Annotated in this window: 16 protein-coding genes, 1 rRNA gene and 1 riboswitch; of the genes, 2 read left to right on the top strand and 15 right to left on the bottom strand. The window is 48.9% G+C overall.

The annotated features are described in order from the left end of the window. Nucleotides 1-592: 592 nt before the first annotated feature. From purF to ACWGOO_RS21825, 10 genes are all read right to left on the bottom strand, one after another. The gene (purF, locus tag ACWGOO_RS21870) at nucleotides 593-2,074 is read right to left on the bottom strand and encodes an amidophosphoribosyltransferase (RefSeq protein ID WP_452486808.1); all 1,482 of its coding nucleotides are present in this window, start codon (nucleotides 2,072-2,074) and stop codon (nucleotides 593-595) included. Further along, complete coding sequence (purL, locus tag ACWGOO_RS21865) at nucleotides 2,059-4,302, bottom strand: phosphoribosylformylglycinamidine synthase subunit PurL (protein WP_452486807.1); 2,244 nt, start codon at nucleotides 4,300-4,302, stop codon at nucleotides 2,059-2,061. Before purL ends, purF begins: the two co-directional genes overlap by 16 nt. Next, the gene (gene purQ / locus ACWGOO_RS21860) at nucleotides 4,280-4,969 is read right to left on the bottom strand and encodes a phosphoribosylformylglycinamidine synthase subunit PurQ (protein ID WP_452486805.1); all 690 of its coding nucleotides are present in this window, start codon (nucleotides 4,967-4,969) and stop codon (nucleotides 4,280-4,282) included. The genes purL and purQ overlap by 23 nt, the downstream gene beginning before the upstream one ends. A 4-nt stretch (nucleotides 4,970-4,973) precedes the next feature. Further along, nucleotides 4,974-5,219, bottom strand: coding sequence for a phosphoribosylformylglycinamidine synthase subunit PurS (gene purS, locus ACWGOO_RS21855; protein WP_354453731.1), 246 nt, complete (start codon nucleotides 5,217-5,219; stop codon nucleotides 4,974-4,976). 57 nt (nucleotides 5,220-5,276) lie between these two features. Then, entirely contained in the window at nucleotides 5,277-6,158 is an 882-nt protein-coding gene (locus ACWGOO_RS21850; RefSeq protein ID WP_452486803.1) for a phosphoribosylaminoimidazolesuccinocarboxamide synthase, read from the bottom strand. 455 nt (nucleotides 6,159-6,613) lie between these two features. Then, a complete protein-coding gene (gene purB, locus ACWGOO_RS21845; protein WP_452486801.1) occupies nucleotides 6,614-7,912 on the bottom strand; it encodes an adenylosuccinate lyase in 1,299 nt (432 codons plus the stop codon). Between the two features lie 2 nt (nucleotides 7,913-7,914). Continuing rightward, the gene (gene purK, locus ACWGOO_RS21840; RefSeq protein WP_452486799.1) at nucleotides 7,915-9,090 is read right to left on the bottom strand and encodes a 5-(carboxyamino)imidazole ribonucleotide synthase; all 1,176 of its coding nucleotides are present in this window, start codon (nucleotides 9,088-9,090) and stop codon (nucleotides 7,915-7,917) included. Beyond that, the gene (gene purE / locus ACWGOO_RS21835; protein WP_452486798.1) at nucleotides 9,087-9,572 is read right to left on the bottom strand and encodes a 5-(carboxyamino)imidazole ribonucleotide mutase; all 486 of its coding nucleotides are present in this window, start codon (nucleotides 9,570-9,572) and stop codon (nucleotides 9,087-9,089) included. Before purE ends, purK begins: the two co-directional genes overlap by 4 nt. Before the next feature lie 147 nt (nucleotides 9,573-9,719). After that, nucleotides 9,720-9,821, bottom strand: a riboswitch (purine riboswitch). A 350-nt stretch (nucleotides 9,822-10,171) separates the two neighbouring features. Further along, the gene (locus ACWGOO_RS21830) at nucleotides 10,172-10,606 is read right to left on the bottom strand and encodes a universal stress protein (RefSeq protein ID WP_149096206.1); all 435 of its coding nucleotides are present in this window, start codon (nucleotides 10,604-10,606) and stop codon (nucleotides 10,172-10,174) included. A gap of 146 nt (nucleotides 10,607-10,752) precedes the next feature. Then, a complete protein-coding gene (locus ACWGOO_RS21825) occupies nucleotides 10,753-11,016 on the bottom strand; it encodes a DUF1294 domain-containing protein (protein WP_444955402.1) in 264 nt (87 codons plus the stop codon). Nucleotides 11,017-11,210: 194 nt separating this feature from the next. Here ACWGOO_RS21825 and ACWGOO_RS21820 point away from each other — a divergent pair, with 194 nt between their 5' ends. Next, nucleotides 11,211-11,339: a DUF4023 family protein gene (locus tag ACWGOO_RS21820; RefSeq protein WP_023987044.1), complete on the top strand. Its 129-nt coding sequence runs from the start codon at nucleotides 11,211-11,213 to the stop codon at nucleotides 11,337-11,339. A gap of 236 nt (nucleotides 11,340-11,575) precedes the next feature. On the opposite strand, the gene ACWGOO_RS21815 is transcribed toward ACWGOO_RS21820, so the two are convergent. Further along, the gene (locus tag ACWGOO_RS21815; RefSeq protein WP_452486795.1) at nucleotides 11,576-11,800 is read right to left on the bottom strand and encodes a hypothetical protein; all 225 of its coding nucleotides are present in this window, start codon (nucleotides 11,798-11,800) and stop codon (nucleotides 11,576-11,578) included. A 460-nt stretch (nucleotides 11,801-12,260) separates the two neighbouring features. Between ACWGOO_RS21815 and ACWGOO_RS21810 the strand changes: the two genes are divergently transcribed. Next, nucleotides 12,261-13,421 (top strand): type II asparaginase, encoded by a 1,161-nt coding sequence (locus tag ACWGOO_RS21810; protein ID WP_452486793.1) that lies wholly within the window; start codon nucleotides 12,261-12,263, stop codon nucleotides 13,419-13,421. A gap of 277 nt (nucleotides 13,422-13,698) precedes the next feature. On the opposite strand, the gene ACWGOO_RS21805 is transcribed toward ACWGOO_RS21810, so the two are convergent. From ACWGOO_RS21805 to rrf, 4 genes are all read right to left on the bottom strand, one after another. Beyond that, complete coding sequence (locus ACWGOO_RS21805; RefSeq protein ID WP_452486791.1) at nucleotides 13,699-13,836, bottom strand: hypothetical protein; 138 nt, start codon at nucleotides 13,834-13,836, stop codon at nucleotides 13,699-13,701. Between the two features lie 113 nt (nucleotides 13,837-13,949). Beyond that, nucleotides 13,950-16,082, bottom strand: coding sequence for a DNA topoisomerase III (locus tag ACWGOO_RS21800; RefSeq protein ID WP_452486789.1), 2,133 nt, complete (start codon nucleotides 16,080-16,082; stop codon nucleotides 13,950-13,952). 122 nt (nucleotides 16,083-16,204) lie between these two features. After that, on the bottom strand, nucleotides 16,205-17,197 hold the full coding sequence (locus ACWGOO_RS21795; protein ID WP_452486787.1) for a beta-ketoacyl-ACP synthase 3: 993 nt from the start codon (nucleotides 17,195-17,197) through the stop codon (nucleotides 16,205-16,207). Nucleotides 17,198-17,398: 201 nt separating this feature from the next. Next, nucleotides 17,399-17,491 (bottom strand): 5S ribosomal RNA (rrf, locus tag ACWGOO_RS21790); the annotation flags it as partial.

Genomic DNA, 17,491 nt, shown 5'->3' with positions numbered 1-17,491 from the left:
GACCCTCCTAAGTCCTCCCTAATAGGGAGGATTCCATGGGGCTGCTCCCCCTGAACCCCTCAAGAGTCGGTCAGATGCGTAGGGTTGGGTGTTGCTTAGTGGTTGGTTCCTGCTGTGAGTCGCGTGTTGTCCTTTGTGATCAGCGGGCCATCCCGCCAATCACAAAGGACACGCTTGACTGCGTAGCCGCCTGAGGCGGCGGGGCACGTCCCAGGCTGTTTGCTTCGCAAAGGCGAGGACGTGCCAGGGCTAGGAAGTAAGCAGCGCCAAAGGCTGTCTTACTTCCTAGCCCTCAGGTTTGAGGCAGGTAGCTTCGCCAACCTGCTATGGAGCTTCGCTCTGCTCGCTCACGGGCGGCTTTACAGGCCGCCCGTTAAAAACTCATGGCATGAAATAGTTATGCCATGAGTTTTTAACTGTCTTACCTATCCTCTTCCCCATAGGAAACAGAAGAGGGACAGGCACTACTGAAATAATGCTGCACACCTGAGGAACGCAGCGATCGGAAGAACCTTCCACTCGCGGAGTGGCCCCCTCAGAACCGCCATCCCCATACCCACCATGCACAGCTGTACCTCTTTTGTTCCCTATACTAACAACTACATCCGAGCTTTTCTTCGCCTTTGAAATCCACTTGAGTAGGATAATCATTATCGAAGCAGGCCAGGCACAAACCGCCTTTGTAATCCTCTTCGTTATATCCGCCTACAGCGGCGATCAAGCCCTCAGCGCTCATAAAATAGAGCGAATCGGCGTTAATCTCCTGGCGGATTTCCTCGACTGTTTTGGACGAAGCGATCAGTTCCCGGCGATCCGGCGTGTCGATGCCGTAGAAGCACGGGTTTTTGAAAGGCGGCGAGGTGATGCGCACATGTACCTCTAGCGCCCCCGCATCTCGTAGCATATTCACGATTCGACGGGATGTCGTGCCCCGCACAATAGAGTCGTCGATCATGATGACCCGTTTACCTTCAACTACGCGGCGCACAGCACTCAGCTTCATTTTCACACCCTGCTCGCGTAGCTCCTGACTCGGCTGAATGAAGGTACGTCCGGTGTATTTATTTTTAATCATGCCCAATTCATAAGGAATACCTGTCTGCTCTGCATAACCAATCGCCGCAGAAATACTGGAATCCGGTACCCCGGTAACCAAATCAGCATCGACAAAAGCTTCCAACGCCATCTGGCTACCCATCCGTTTGCGTGCGGCATGAAGATTAGCTCCGTTCAAGTCACTGTCCGGACGGGCAAAATAAATATATTCCATCGCGCACAGTGCTTTACGATGCTTGCCTTCACTGTAACGGTCTTCGTGCAGTCCATTTTTGTCCAATACCAACAGTTCGCCCGGCTCGATATCGCGCAACAGCTCTGCTCCAATCGTTTCCAAAGCACAGGATTCGGAAGCAAACAAATATGCATCTCCCAGTCTGCCCATCGTCAACGGACGCAAGCCGTTAGGATCAGAAGCAACCAGTAGTTTGTCGTTGGTCAAAATGAGAAAAGCAAAACCGCCGACAATTCGCTTCAATGCATCTTTGGCTGCTTCCACCAAATCTTTAGAAGACCGAGCGATCAAATGCGCAACGACCTCCGTATCGCTTGTCGTTTGAAAAATAGACCCGCTCTGCTCCAGCTCATGCCGGATTTGTAGGGCATTCACGATATTCCCGTTCGTCGCTACCGCCAGATCGCCATCACGATATTTGAAAACCAAGGGCTGTGCATTCGTCAGCTTACTGTCTCCACTTGTCGAGTAGCGCACATGCCCTATGGCAATGTCACCTGTCAGCGAAGCTATCAAATCTTTATTGAACACTTCTTTAACAAGACCCATCCCACGATGATAATGGAACTCGTCGCCACTGCTCACACAGATGCCCGCGCTTTCCTCCCCGCGATGCTGGAGTGCGTGCAATCCGTAATATGCAAGGGAAGCAGCATCGGAGTGTCTGTACACTCCGAATACGCCGCATTCTTCTTTTAATTTATCGAATAGCCCCTCTTTACCAGAGCCTTCATTATAATAATCTCCAGTCCACAACGCCCGTGCTGTTATTTCATCAGACATGGAATGACATCCTCCCAGATTTGCTTCAAACTGGCGACTGACTCGTTCAAAGCGGGTTGTCCGTTCACCTCAACTGTCAATTGTGATCCTTCAACTTTTCCTAATACGGTAACCGGCACGCCCAAACCACGTAGATGTGCTTCCAGCGCAGACGCTTTATCCGGCGATGCAGATAACAAAATGCGGGACTGACTTTCGCTAAACAAAGCATGGTCAGGACGCAAGGTCGTTTCTACGTTGACCTGTGCTCCCAATCCGCCGCTAATTCCAGATTCCGCAAGCGCTACAGCCAATCCGCCCTCTGCCAGATCATGCGCAGATTGTACCAAACCTGTTTGGATGGCGCTAAGTACCGCATTCAGCAACCTTTTCTCCACGTTCAGATCCAGCTCAGGTGGGCGTCCCTCGGATACACCGTGTACGACAGCCTGGAACTCACTGCCTCCCAGCTCGGCCTTCGTTTCTCCCACCAGGAAAATCACGTCGCCTTCGGCTTTAAAACCTTGTGTCGTAATATGATCCGTATCATGCACCAGACCCACCATGCCGACAACAGGCGTCGGATAGATGGAACCTTTGGCATTTTCGTTATACAAGCTGACGTTGCCCCCGATGACAGGTGTATCCAGTACGCGGCAAGCTTCTGCCATTCCGTCTACAGCTTTTTCCATTTGCCAGAAAATATCCGGTTTTTCAGGATTACCAAAATTCAGGTTATCCGTAATCGCCAGCGGCTCGCCGCCGGAGCATACAATATTACGTGCTGCTTCGCTGACCGCAATCCGTCCGCCTACCTCTGGATCAAGGTATACGTAACGTCCGTTACAGTCCGTCGTCATGGCAAGTCCCTTGCGGGTTCCGCGCACGGTCACTACTGCCGCATCCGAGCCCGGACGAACGGCCGTGCTGGTGCGAACCATGTAATCATACTGCTCATAGACCCATTTTTTACTGGCTACACTTGGCGAAGACAGCACCTTTTTCAGCGCACCGTTCAAATCCGTCACTTCTGCGTAACGCAGTGTGTCAATGGCCGCGTTTTGCTCATAATAAGCAGGAACTTCGGAAGGCTTGTCGTAAATCGGACACTCGTCCACCAGCGCCGTTACTGGCATGTCACCCACCACTTCATCATGATGGAACAAACGCAAACGTCCGTCATCCGTCACCTTACCGACCTTGGCACAAATCACACCCCAACGCTCAAAAATTTCAAGCGCCTGTGCTTCATCCTTCGGTTCTACTACGAACAGCATGCGTTCCTGAGATTCAGACAGCATCATTTCATAAGGTGTCATGCCCTCTTCGCGCTGCGGTACCCGATCCAGATACAGCTCAAGACCGTTGCCAGCCTTACTCGCCATTTCCGCACTGGAGCAGGTAAGTCCTGCCGCGCCCATATCCTGAATACCCAGCACAATACCGCTGTCGATCAGCTCCAGACATGATTCCATAACCAGCTTCTCCATAAATGGATCGCCTACCTGAACCGCAGTCCGATTCGCTTCGGATTCCTCAGTCAGCTCAACCGATGCGAATGTCGCTCCGTGAATCCCGTCACGACCTGTCGGCGGTCCCACATAAAACACCGGGTTACCGACCCCTTTAGCAACACCACGCTGGATTTTATCATGGTCAATCAGTCCGACACACATCGCATTGACGAGTGGATTGCCTTCGTAGCTTTCATCGAATACAATCTCGCCACCTACCGTCGGAATACCGATACAGTTCCCATATCCCGCAATACCGGATACCACATGCTCGAACAAATATTTTACACGGTCGCTCTCCAGCTTGCCAAAACGCAGGGAGTTCAGCACCGCCACAGGTCTTGCGCCCATCGAGAAAATATCACGGATGATGCCGCCGACTCCTGTCGCTGCCCCCTGAAAAGGTTCTACAGCCGACGGATGGTTATGACTTTCGATTTTAAATACAACTGCCTGATTATCACCGATGTCTACAATCCCTGCGCCCTCACCCGGTCCCATCAGAACTCGTGGACCACTCGTTGGAAAACGTCGCAGCAACGGCTTGGAGTTTTTGTAAGCACAATGCTCTGACCACATAACACTGAACACGCCAATCTCCGTATAGTTCGGCTGACGCCCCATAAATTCGCAGATCAACGCATATTCGCTGTCCGACACACCCATCTGCTGATACAGTTTATGTTCGGCAACCTGCTCTGCCGTTGGTTCCTTAGCGGACACTTGCTGCGCCATGACGATCCCTCCAAGCGTTCAAAATAGATGTAAACATGCGTTTGCCGTCATCCGTTCCAAGCAATGCGTCCACCGCGCGTTCCGGGTGGGGCATCATGCCCAGCACGTTTCCTTGTTCATTACAAATCCCTGCGATATCCGTCACGGAACCGTTTGGATTATCTTTATACGTAAATACGATCTGGTTATTCGCCTGCAAGCGAGCCAGCGTCTCATCATCACAGTAATAGTTGCCTTCGCCGTGTGCGATCGGAATGACGATCTCCTCACCGGCTGCATAATCTGTTGTAAAAGGCGTTTGATTATTCGCAACCTTCAACACCGTATCGTGACAACGGAACTTCATCGACAGATTACGACGTAAAGCACCCGGCAACAGCCCGGCTTCGGTCAAAATTTGAAAACCGTTGCAAATACCCAAAATGTATTTGCCCTCGGCAGCCGCTTTGGCCACTTCCTTCATCACCGGAGCAAACCGGGAAATCGCACCGCAGCGCAGGTAATCCCCGTAGGAAAAGCCTCCTGGGACAAGAATACAATCATACTGCGACAAATCCGTCGCAGTATGCCAAACATAATCAACAGGTTCACCGACCGTGTCCTCTACCGCCTTATAGCAGTCAATATCACAGTTGGAGCCCGGAAAAACCAGAACTGCAAATTTCATGAAATCAGCCCTCCAGTTCGTAGCGGTAGTCTTCAATGACCGTGTTGGCCAACAGCTTTTCGCACATCTCGATGACGCGCTTTGCTGCACTCTCGCGGTCTGTTGTATCCAGATTCAATTCCATATACTTACCAATTCTGACGCTGTCCACTTCTCCGAAGCCCATAGAATGCAGTGCGCCTTGCACCGCAACACCCTGCGGGTCCAAAACGCTTTGCTTAATTGTGACATAGACCGTTGCTTTAATCATGTTCCTTCAGTTCCTCCTCCGAATGGATGAATCCTATTGGTTGAATTATGATTACTATTACTGTGCCGTCAGGCGCAGCCAAATATCCGTATATCTTGCAGTCGTTTCTTCCACGACCTCAGCAGGCAATGGACCGGGTTTGCTGTTCTTGTCCCAACCAGATGTAGCCAAATAGCTTCGCACCGGTTCCTTGTCCATGCTGTCAATCTCGACATCCAGTTCATACTTTTCCTGCGCCCAGAAACGGGATGAATCCGGGGTGAAAATTTCGTCAATCAAAATGACCTTTCCGTTAACAAGACCAAACTCAAACTTGCAATCGGCTAAAATAATTCCACGCTTCTCGCAGAAAACGCGCGCAAACTCATATAACGCCAAGCTTTTTTCCTCAAGCTCGCCTGTCAGCTCAGTCCCAACCAGCTCTTTCATCTGATGAAGGGAAATGTCCTCGTCGTGTCCGACATCATTTTTCGCAGCCGGTGTAAATAAAGGCTTGGGAAAACGCTCATTTTTACGCAGCCCCTTCGGCAATGGAATGCCGTTCACCTCACCGTTCTGCTCATACTGACGCCAGCCGCCTCCAGTAATATATCCGCGCACCACACACTCAATGTCGATACGTTCAGCCTTCAGCGTGACCATGATCCGGTCTTTCAGCAATTCTTTATTCTGTTCGTCGATCACATGCCCGAGCTTATTCACATCGGTATGCACGACATGGTTTTCCAACAAGTCCTTAGTCTGTTCAAACCAGAAAGCGCTGAGCTTATTCAGCACATTCCCTTTTTCTGGCACGGGTGGCTCCAGCACATAATCAAAGGCCGAAATCCGATCCGTCACAACAATCAGAAAATGCTCTCCGAGATCATACAACTCACGCACCTTGCCTTTGTACAGCAACGGCGCATGGATTAGACCCTCGGCGGTAGACAATGACATCTAATACACCTCTTTCAAAAGAGTATAGCCCCTCCTAAATCCTCCCCTCGGGGAGGACCCCCAGGGCTGCTGCCCTCGGGACTCCCGCAAGGGTTGGCGTAGTGAGTGGGCGGGGCTGTTTATTGTAGCTGGGGTGGTGTGAGCGCGTTCCGCTGGATGAAGGCTTGTTGGCACAAGCTTTAATCCAGCAACGCTTTTATGTTGGCTCAAGGCTTCGCTCTTTGGGTGTGCGGCATCTTATGTGCCGCGACACCCTCTATTCCTGCCCCCACATGAGGGTTGGTGCTAGATTGCAGCGGAGCGAACGGAAACGTTCTGGAGAAGCGTTAGCGCTTGCCTTTGCCCCTGGATTCCAACCTTCACGGGTTTATTCCAATCCAGGAATCCAGGGGCAAACAGCAATCGGAAGAATGATCCGTTCGCGCAGCGGCCTCACCAAGCGCCAATCATCCCTCTTACTCCCCTAATCCCAGCTTATTAAAGATCGTATCTACGTTTTTCAGATGCCACGCCGGGTTGAAAGCATCCTCGATTTCTTCCGGGCTGAGTACGGCAGTAATTTCTGGGTTCGCCTCGACGATTTCGCGGAATTGACGTTGTTCTTCCCATGCCTGCATAGCACGCGGCTGCACCGTATCGTAGGCTTTTTCACGACTAAAGCCCTTGTCGATCAGTTTCGTCATAATACGACCGGAGAACGGTACGCCATACGTACGCGCCATATTGCGCTTCATATTTTCAGGGAATACCGTCAGGTTCTTCACGATATTGCCAAAACGGTTCAGCATGTAGTTCAACAGCATCGTTGCATCCGGCAAGATGATACGTTCCACGGAAGAATGCGAAATGTCGCGTTCATGCCACAGTGTTACGTTCTCATACGCGGATACCATATGCCCGCGAATCACACGCGCCAGACCGGAAATATTCTCACTGCCGATTGGATTGCGTTTATGCGGCATCGCGGAAGATCCTTTTTGACCCTTGGCGAAGGCTTCTTCCACCTCACGGAATTCACTCTTTTGCAGGGCACGTACTTCTGTTGCAAATTTGTCCAACGATGTGGCTACCAGTGCCAATGTCGCCATGTATTCGGCATGACGATCACGCTGGAGCGTTTGTGTGGAGATTGGCGCAGGCTTGGTGCCCAGCTTGCGGCATACAAACTCTTCTACAGCCGGATCAATGTTGGCGTACGTTCCGACTGCACCAGACATTTTACCGTATTCAACTTGGTCAGCCGCAAAACGGAAACGTTCCAAATTGCGCTTCATCTCCTCGTACCACAAAGCCATTTTCAGGCCAAACGTCGTCGGTTCAGCGTGTACTCCGTGTGTACGGCCCATCATCGGCGTATGCTTGTAAGCCAGTGCTTTTTCCTTCAAAATTTCAATAAAATTCAAGATATCGCGCTCCAGAATTTCATTCGCCTGCTTCAACAAGTAACCCAGTGCGGTATCTACCACATCCGTGGAGGTCAGGCCGTAATGAACCCATTTGCGCTCGTCGCCAAGGCTTTCGGATACTGTGCGGGTAAAAGCAATGACATCATGTCTTGTTTCCTGTTCAATTTCATAAATCCTGTCAATATCAAAGCTTGCGTTCTTACGTAGCGCCACAGTGTCCTCTTTCGGAATAACGCCTAATTCTGCCCAAGCTTCACAGGCACACAGTTCTACTTCCAGCCATGCTTTAAATTTATTTTCTTCCGTCCAAATCGCTCTCATTTCCGGTCTGCTATAGCGTTCGATCATGGCTATTTATTCCCCCAAATATTGGTTTGTTCAATCCATTCCAGCGCTTGTTCCGCATCCTGGCACAGTAGATTTATATGTCCCATCTTTCGGCCTGGTTTGGCTTCGCTTTTTCCATACAAATGCAGCTTGGGCACAACATCCAATCTTTCAGCTTCGGCATCCGGCTGCATGAATCGCTGAATCACGTCCTCCAAATGCTCACCTAGCACATTGACCATAACGACCGGAGTCAGCAGCTTCGTGCTTCCCAGCGGCAAGCCGCAAATGGCACGTATATGCTGCTCAAATTGCGACGTTGCGCATCCCTCCATTGTGTAATGACCGGAGTTATGCGGCCTCGGTGCCAGTTCATTGACGTACAATTGTCCGTCTTCGGTAACAAACATCTCTACAGCGAGCAGCCCCACCGCACCTAACGACTCCGCTACAGCCAAAGCTAGCTTGCGTGCTTCCTCCTGCACGGATTGTGGTACTCGCGCGGGTACAATCGACGTGTGCAAAATGTTGTTCACATGAATGTTTTCCGCAGGTGGGAAGGCTTTGGCTTCGCCGTTCGTACTGCGTGCGACAATTACCGAGATTTCACAGCGAAACCGAATGAACTGTTCTAACACCAGTTCCGCACCGCTACCAGCCAGCCCTTCGAAAGCAGCTACGGCTTCCTCGGATTGGCGAATGACCACCTGTCCCTTCCCATCATAACCGCCGACTGCTGTCTTGAGCACACATGGCACGCCCAACTCGGCTACCGCTTGAACCATATCAGCAGCGCTGCCGACTTCACGATACGGAGCTACTGGAACGCCAGCGGCTTCAATGGAGCGTTTTTCCCGTAACCGATGCTGTGTTGTGTACAACAAACTGCTGCCCTGCGGCACGCTTGATTCCTGTTCCAAAAGCGCAGCTACACCCGCATCCACATTTTCAAACTCATACGTAATCACGTCGCATCGCCCAGCCAACTCTCTGGCCGCATGTTCATCATCATAGGCAGCGAAGATCTGCTCTGCTACCTGCCCGCACGGACTACCCGGTGTCGGGTCCAGCGTCACAAAACGGAATCCCATCTTGGCTCCGGCCAGTACCAACATTCTTCCTAGCTGTCCGCCTCCCAAAAGTCCAATCGTTGTACCGGGAGGTCGGACACAGCCTGCGGGTTCACATGCCTTACTCATAGCAAGTCACTGCCTTCCAGCACCTCATCACGGATACGGTCGCGTCTTGCCTCGACCCGCTGGCGCACTTTTTCATCAAAAGCTCCCAATACTTGTGCCGCCAGCAGTCCTGCATTCGTGGCGCCTGCTTTACCAATTGCTACAGTAGCGACCGGAATGCCTCCCGGCATCTGCACAATGGAGAGCAGGGAGTCCAGGCCATTTAGCGCCTTCGACTGGACAGGAACACCGATGACTGGCAATGCCGTCTTGGCTGCCACCATACCCGGCAAATGCGCCGCGCCGCCCGCTCCGGCAATAATGACCTTCAGCCCCCGCTCAACAGCTTCCTCTGCAAAACGGAACATCAGATCCGGCGTTCGATGGGCTGAGACCACCTTTTTTTCATATCCGATTTCAAGCTCGTCCAGCACTGTACATGCATGCTGCATGGTGTCCCAGTCCGATGTGCTGCCCATAATGACAGCGACCTGCACTGACATGTTCTTCACTCCCTGTTTATCAATAAGCGCCAAAAATCCGGCACTTGAAAATAGCGTTATTTTCAAGACACCGGACTACGAAAAAACAAACGACAGAGCCACTTAAAGGCATGCCAAAAGCAAGCCTGTTCCACCGCATCAATGCGGATCCAACCCTATGTCTTCCGTAGTCCGGAAATTTAAGGTTTCCAGGTAGAAACTTCCAGGCCATATCCCCGGCATTATACGAGTTAGCATTGTGCCTACTTCATCCCAAACGATATTCTTTACAAACATAATCGCGGTCTGTCTCGGCTCAAACATGTGTACCTTATTAAATTGTACCTAAAGTACATTTTTTATCGACAATACATTTCATAGTTTAACAATTTCCTACACCTTATGTCAACTTGGAAACGAACATTATCAAAATCATCCAATTGAATGTTCGTGTTTGACAAAACACAAACCCTTTTCACTCGCAAGCCGGGACAATAGCTATACATTTAGCCGCCTCTTTGCCTCAGACTGCCATCATAGATCGGCTCTATGCTCCACAAAAAATAAAAGCCGATACTTCCTTTACAGGCAGTAATCCGACTTTTATTCATACTATTCTGTTACTTCACGACCAGCACAGGAATGCGCGCATGCTGCACTACATTATGACTGACGCTGCCTAGCACAAATTCACGAATACCACCCAAACCACGGCTGCCGATCACAATCACATCGAAACCATTTTCATTCGCATAATCCAAAATAACTTCAGCCGGCGAACCCTGAATCAACTCCACCTTGGCGTCAATGCCCTGATCAGCAAGCCGTTTTTTGACTTCATCCGTGGTTTGCTCCGCCAAATCGTAATATTCTTTATTCACCGAAGCTGGAATCGGAGCCAACCCTTCACCCATGAAAATACGCGGAAAATCAAACGCTGTTACGACCTCAAGCTTTGAGGATGGTGAAGCCTTGGCTAATTCAGCCGCCTTCAACAAAGCCTTATTGGATGCCTCGGAACCGTCATAAGCAAGCAATATTTTCGAAAATAACATACATATGCACCTCTTCCTATTCAGTTTGTTAGAACAAAGCCTGAAATATGTATTTCTTTGGGCGTCCATACATTTTATATTGCCAAACGCTGGCATAGCCGCCTTACTCGTCATTAAACATCCCCATGAGAGTCTAAACCACGGCTTTACCGTAAAAAATACCCGTACAGCAATGCATTAATGAACAGCAACGCAGGAATACCGAGTCTGAAGCTCATATGCCGCGTTTTGTGCCGTTTGCGGTACATCGCAATCAGCACGCCCAACGCTCCCCCGATCAGGGCCAGCAGAAACAGCGTCCGTTCGGGTACACGATCACGGTGCTTACGCGCCCTCTTTTTGTCTTCCGACATTACCAGATAGCCTACTGCGTTTATAAACAGCAGCCATACCAACAAGCCTGTCTGCAATGTCTCTCCTCCTTTTGCACACCGTACCGGTTTAGGCATTAGCCCTTCTATAGCCCTCTCTCTTTATTATAACTCCACCCCTTTTACAGAAACAATCCCTTCTCCTGACTGGAATACCGCTTTTGCGGATATAGTATCGTTGTATGACGGATATCCCCGACTGCATCTATTTTGTTCTCAAAGGAGGGACTACGATGGAAAGCACCCATGAATATGTCGAAAAGCTGCGGGAAAATGCAAAAAAGGCAGAACGCAACCGTAAAAGAGGAAAAGGAACTCCCAGTGCCAGCTTGCCGACAAAGCAGCATACCAACAATCCTTAATTGCGGTACCCTGCATAAGCTGTAAAACCGTGCTATTCACCTATAATGTCAGCTTGAATTGCAGTGTATTCATTTTTAGATGTCGCAAAAATCAGATACATTGCCCTCTCTAGCTTCTGCAAAACAACAAGCAGGCTCCCCTTGAGGCGTCTGCTTGTTGTTTTGCGATTTTTACTTCCATATGACAGTTTTTTCTATAAAGGCTTATCCCGATTTCAGTCCTTAAGCCGTCGCCATCAAAATAAACAACTTACTGTGGAAATCTCCCTCGGCAACGCCAGTGGCAGACCCACGGTGAGCCGTTTCACGCTAATGCCCAGCAGGCAGAAGGGCAGAGCCGAAGCCGACACCTTGCTAACGGACTCAACGATGTAATCACATACATCTTGTCGTGACAGATCTAGAACGAGCTGTTCACAGGCCATCGTGCGGCTGCGTTCCGGCACACATGCAGACACCATCTTTAGCTCAAACCATAGTCCGAATTTCAGGCCTGTGGCAGTAATCTCTTCCCCAGTCTACCCAGACCGTCTGGAACGACTCTCCCGACTCCAACAGCCCATTGAAGTAATGTATCGAATGAAAAGGTATGATCACCCATAAGCACGATTCTTCAATCGAGGCCCCTAATACAGATAAGCTGGATTAAATAACTGGTTGCTGAGGATTACAAATGAAAACATTGTTCTCATGATCATAAACATTGGCAAGTTAACTCCCTTATCATCTTACTACATACACCTTATACAAACAATAAAGCGATTACATATATAAAAAAAGTTATAACGTTTATATCATATATATATTGACTAAAAACAATTTTAGCCTCTATAATTCGTGATGTTAACGTAATTCGACAAAATATTTGTCAGTTAATTTATCATTCATATCTATCGTTTGCACATTGGAGAGGAGCTTTATATGACTAACATGAAGAAAATGACGATGATTTCCCTGCTGGCCAGCTTTATTCTCGGAAGTACCTTATGGAGTGGCGGTTTTACCGCTAACGCTGCGGCAGCAGCTACTACCAACACGAATGCATCTACATCTGCCACTACCGTTACCGATAAATCTGAGAAACCACAAACCAATCATCTACCCAACATTAAAATACTTGCCACCGGAGGAACCATCGCAGGGGCTTCTGCCTCCAATACCGATACAACCGACTACAAAGCAGGCACATTGGGTGTCGAGACTCTGATCAACGCCGTTCCTGAAATGAAAAGTATTGCAAACGTCAGCGGTGAACAGGTTGTCAACGTGAACAGCCCCGACATTAATAATGATATCCTTTTAAAACTCGCCAAACGTACAAATGAACTGCTCGCCAGAGATGATGTGGACGGAATCGTTATTACTCATGGTACAGATACGCTGGAAGAAACTGCTTATTTCCTTAATCTGGTCGTCAAAAGCGATAAGCCCGTTGTTGTCGTTGGCTCCATGCGCCCAGCTACAGCGATCAGCGCCGATGGTCCACTTAACCTCTATAATGCTGTAAAAGTCGCCGGGACTTCTGCCTCCAAAGGTCAAGGCGTACTCGTACTGCTGAATGACCGCATCGGTGCAGCGAGATACATTACCAAAACGAACACGACAGCAGTCGATACGTTCAAGGCCGTGGAGCAGGGATACCTGGGAGCTGTTGTGGGAGATCAAGTGTACTACTACAACAAACCTACACACAAGCATACTACTGCTTCCGTGTTCGATATCTCCAATCTGACCCAACTGCCTCAGGTAGATATTTTATACGAATATCAAAATAACGGGCGTTATCTGTATGATGCAGCCGTAGCCGCAGGTGCCAAAGGGATCGTTGTGGCAGGCTCCGGCAATGGTTCCTTGTCCAAGACCTCTACAGAAGGTGCTGAGGCAGCAGGTAAAAAAGGAGTCATCATCGCGCGTTCCAGCCGTGGAGGCAGCGGAATCGTCTCTCCGTCTACGAAAGACGCAGCGTCCAACTTTGTTTCCACTGACTCGCTCAATCCACAAAAAGCAAGGATCTTGCTCATGCTTGCTTTGACTCAAACGCATGATGTTAAACAAATTCAGTCCTTCTTTAATGAATACTAATAAATGAGGATTTTGTAAAAATCCAAATAAGCGTTCTCAATGAACAATAAGATATAAAAGCCAGCTCACCAAAAAAAGAGCAGCAGTAACGGTGACATACCGTAACTGTTGCTCCTTTTTCACAAGACAATAACAAATCTACAACTCCATACGGAGCCCAGTTGTCTTAGCCTCAATATAGCTTCAAGTTTAAGTTTGCCTGTCGGATGGTTAATCCATACCAGTCAATTGATGCGGATTCCATTTTGCTACAATCCTTTGCTCCTGCTACTTCGTATCAGGACTGCTGTTTAGGAATTCCATTCAGGCTTGGAGGATATTTCGATTGCTTCTCTGGATGTGGGGCGATTTCTTCCTCCAAAATACTTGATTTATTTTGCTGATTGTTGATTTTAAGCGGCTTATGCTTGGGCATAACTACTCACCTCCTCGGTTTACCATGCCAAGGAGCGAGAGATTTTATACCGATTTGCTGCTTGCTTATTGTCCTTACTGCTAACTTAGTATTGGTCTACTGTTAGCTTTCAGTTATTTCCCCTGCTTTTGTTCCAAGGCTGCTTTCAGCAGATCACCCAGACTGGAGGCTAGAGATTCCTGCTTTTCATATTGGCTTACCAGCTTCTGCTGTTCACGTTTGTTTACCCGTTGCTTGTCCTTATCCAGCGTTTCGGTAATGCCACAGGGCAGACATCTGACATACAAACCCGCCTTGCCCTCTTTCATTTCCATTTTTTTATGGCACTGCGGACAACGACGATTCGATAGACGTTTTTCTCCCGAACGGCGATAACCGCAATCCGCACTTGGACATACAAGGAACTTGCCCTGTTTTCCTTTCTTCTCCAAAAGCTTTGTACCACAATCCGGGCAATGACTGTTCGTCGCGTTATGGGGCTTGTATTCGGCACTGCTATTTTTCACAGTGGAAACCAGCTCTTTCGCCATCGCACGAATGGAGTCCAAGAACGGTCCCGGTTGCCCTTGACCACGGGCGATTCGTTCCAGCTCCGCTTCCCAGTGTGCCGTCAGCTCCGGTGTTCTTAGCTGTGAAGCTGCCAGCTCAATCAGTTGCTTGCCTTTCCCCGTTGGATGCATTACATTTCCCTGACGCTCAATTGTATCCGAGCTAACCAGCTTCTCAATCAGATCGGCGCGAGTAGCAGGAGTACCCAAACCATGCTTCTCCATCTGAGCAAGTAGTGCCGCTTCCGTATACCGCTTCGGTGGCATCGTTCGTCCAGCACGCACAAGGCAACGCTGAATCCGGACGGAATCCCCTTTTTTCAGTTCAGGTAAAATAACGCCACTTCCGTTGTCTTCACGTTCCTCTGCTTCGTCGTCCGAATCATAGAGACTTCCGTCATATACAGCACGCCAGCCACTATCTTTTATCGTCGTGCCTTTGACTTGAAACGTTTCCTGCTCTACTGTTACTGAAACCGCTACAGCATCATAACGAGCAGGTGGATAGAAAAGACTGATAAATCGCCGCGCAATCAGATCATACAGCTTACGTTCCTCCGGGCTTAACTGATTAAGCAACAACGTCTGCTCTGTAGGAATGATCGCATGGTGATCCGTTACTTTACTGTCATCTACAATTCGCTTCGAGATCATCAAGCTCTTGCGCAGTAATGGGCGTGCCAAGGAAGCATACGGGCCTACAGCCACACTATTAAGCCGTTCTTTAAGGGTATCCACCATATCCGATGTCAGATAACGGCTGTCTGTACGTGGATACGTGACCAGCTTATGCTGCTCATACAGGCGTTGAAGCACATTAGACGTCTGCTTGGCCGAAAAGCCGTAGCGCTGGTTGGCATCCCTTTGCAACTCGGTTAAATCATAAGCCAACGGGTGTGGCTCATTCTTTTCACTTTTTTTGACACTGGCAACCGTGCCTTTGACGCCTTCCAATTTGCAGCGCAAAGCCTCTGCTTGAGTACGGTCAAACATGCGTGTATCGCCATTTTCAGCACGCCAAGTTGCTTGGAAATCACCAAAGTCCGCCGTCAATGTATCATATTCCTGAGAACGAAACTGAGTAATCTCCTTCTCACGTTCCATAATCATCCCCAGCGTCGGTGTCTGTACTCTTCCCGCCGAAAGCTGAGCGTTATAGCGACACGTCAATGCACGGGTCACATTCAGACCAATCATCCAGTCTGCTTCAGCCCGACAACGAGCCGATTCGTATAAACGATCAAACTGCTGCCCAGGCAAAAGCTTCGCGAAGCCTTCCTTAATCGCCTTGTCCGTCTGCGATGAAATCCACAAGCGACGGAAAGGCTTTTTCCAGTTCGCCATTTGTATAATCCAACGTGCCAACAGCTCCCCTTCACGAGCAGCATCCGTTGCCACAATAAGCTCTCCAATGTCCTGCCGCTTCATGAGCTGCTGTACAGCCTTGAACTGATGATTGCTTTCCCGCAGTACCTTCAGCTTGGTACTCTTCGGAAGGATCGGCAGGTCCTCCAAATTCCAGGTCGCATACTTGAAATCATAATCCTCCGGCTCTGCCAGTCCAACCAAATGTCCTAATGCCCACGTCACAACATACTTGGGTCCCTCTATATAACTTTTATGCTTCTCGCGGCTTCCCATCACACGTGCAATCTCTCTGGCCACAGATGGCTTTTCTGCTAATACTAATACCTTCATGTTACGCCCCTTTCTCTCATATTGTTAATTATACCATCCTGCCATCTTACGATAAATCAAATGCCAACGGCTTTCAAAGACATGATTGTACATACTATTACTTCTACATTTTATAGGACAGCTTACAAATCAGGCACGCTCCATTTTAACAACAGACCTGCATAAGTCAGGCCCCCTCCGAACCCATATAACAATACCCGCTGTCCATACCGTAAACGCCCATCATCCAAACCGCACTGCAAAGCTAAAGGAATAGATGCCGCCGATGTATTGCCATAAAACTCTACACTTGTCAGCGTCTTTTCCAAAGATATTGCCCCTCGTTCACATATGGATTCGATCATTCTCAGATTGGCGCTATGCGGTACAAACCAGTCAAGGTCCTCATTCTTCATTCCAGCCTGCTCCAATAATCGTTCTACTCCCGCTGGGACAGAGCGAACAGCCCATTTATAAACCTCACGTCCATTTTGAGCAAGAAATCCATTAGCTTGCAGCTTTTCTCCATCTAAATAATCAGATAAACCTGCCCGATTCAGATGAACTCCCCCTTGCCCATAAGTTCCGATATCTGCGGTCAAAAATGATCCTCCATCCTCGTCATATTCAACAAGAGCAGCCCCTGCGCCGTCTCCAAAAAGTACACAAGTCGTCCGGTCCGTGTAATCCGTAATTTTGGACAACGTTTCCGCCCCCACCACTAAAACCTTACGGTGCAGACCACCCGTAATAAGGCCGTTAGCCAGGTGAAGTCCATAGGTGAATCCTGCACATGCTGCACTTACATCCATTGACCCCGTATCCGGAATATTAAAATGGGCCTGAATTCGTGAAGCTGTACTTGGAAAGTAGTAATCAGGCGTACTAGTCGCTACAATGATCATATCAACTTCGTTTATATTTACGTCATAGAGTTTAATCATACGTGTAACGGCTTGAATGCATAGATCAGATACATATTGATCTTCAGCCGCAATTCGCCGTTCACGCATACCCGTTCGTTGCATAATCCACTCGTCACTAGTATCCACAAGCTTCTCCAAGTCGGCATTCGTCAAAATCCGTTCAGGTACATAAGTACCCAGGGCCGTAAGCTTTGCTTTAGAATTCAACAATCCGATCACTCTCCTTTATAATCCTTGCTCCTATTATAACATCTGATACTAATACCTGGTACTAATTTATTTCAAAATAGCTTCAATTGCTATGAGTTATTCTCAATTTGTACCTTTCCTTTAAGTTAAATATAAATGTTTTACCTTTTCAACGCAAAAAAGAAGCATAACCTCAAAGAGATTATGCTTCTTTTTACTCTTGCTTGGCGGCGTCCTACTCTCCCAGGACCCTGCGGTCCAAGTACCATCGGCGCTGGAGGGCTTAACGGTCGTGTTCGGGATGGGTACGTGTGG

The sequence above is a fragment of the Paenibacillus sp. NPDC055715 genome, from assembly GCF_053617595.1.
The sequence above is the reverse complement of the archived record's forward strand: the minus strand, read 5'-3'. Positions and strand labels throughout refer to the sequence as shown.

Excerpts from the sequence above, each read along its gene's own strand:
- purQ (WP_452486805.1), bottom strand. The coding sequence starts at position 4,969 with ATGAAATTTGCAGTTCTGGTTTTTCCGGGCTCCAACTGTGATATTGAC.
- purS (WP_354453731.1), bottom strand. The coding sequence starts at position 5,219 with ATGATTAAAGCAACGGTCTATGTCACAATTAAGCAAAGCGTTTTGGAC.
- purL (WP_452486807.1), bottom strand. The coding sequence starts at position 4,302 with ATGGCGCAGCAAGTGTCCGCTAAGGAACCAACGGCAGAGCAGGTTGCC.
- ACWGOO_RS21815 (WP_452486795.1), bottom strand. The coding sequence starts at position 11,800 with ATGGTGTCTGCATGTGTGCCGGAACGCAGCCGCACGATGGCCTGTGAA.
- ACWGOO_RS21830 (WP_149096206.1), bottom strand. The coding sequence starts at position 10,606 with ATGTTATTTTCGAAAATATTGCTTGCTTATGACGGTTCCGAGGCATCC.
- ACWGOO_RS21800 (WP_452486789.1), bottom strand. The coding sequence starts at position 16,082 with ATGAAGGTATTAGTATTAGCAGAAAAGCCATCTGTGGCCAGAGAGATT.
- ACWGOO_RS21820 (WP_023987044.1), top strand. The coding sequence starts at position 11,211 with ATGGAAAGCACCCATGAATATGTCGAAAAGCTGCGGGAAAATGCAAAA.
- ACWGOO_RS21850 (WP_452486803.1), bottom strand. The coding sequence starts at position 6,158 with ATGTCATTGTCTACCGCCGAGGGTCTAATCCATGCGCCGTTGCTGTAC.
- purK (WP_452486799.1), bottom strand. The coding sequence starts at position 9,090 with ATGAGTAAGGCATGTGAACCCGCAGGCTGTGTCCGACCTCCCGGTACA.
- purE (WP_452486798.1), bottom strand. The coding sequence starts at position 9,572 with ATGTCAGTGCAGGTCGCTGTCATTATGGGCAGCACATCGGACTGGGAC.
- purB (WP_452486801.1), bottom strand. The coding sequence starts at position 7,912 with ATGATCGAACGCTATAGCAGACCGGAAATGAGAGCGATTTGGACGGAA.
- ACWGOO_RS21810 (WP_452486793.1), top strand. The coding sequence starts at position 12,261 with ATGACTAACATGAAGAAAATGACGATGATTTCCCTGCTGGCCAGCTTT.
- purF (WP_452486808.1), bottom strand. The coding sequence starts at position 2,074 with ATGTCTGATGAAATAACAGCACGGGCGTTGTGGACTGGAGATTATTAT.
- ACWGOO_RS21805 (WP_452486791.1), bottom strand. The coding sequence starts at position 13,836 with ATGCCCAAGCATAAGCCGCTTAAAATCAACAATCAGCAAAATAAATCA.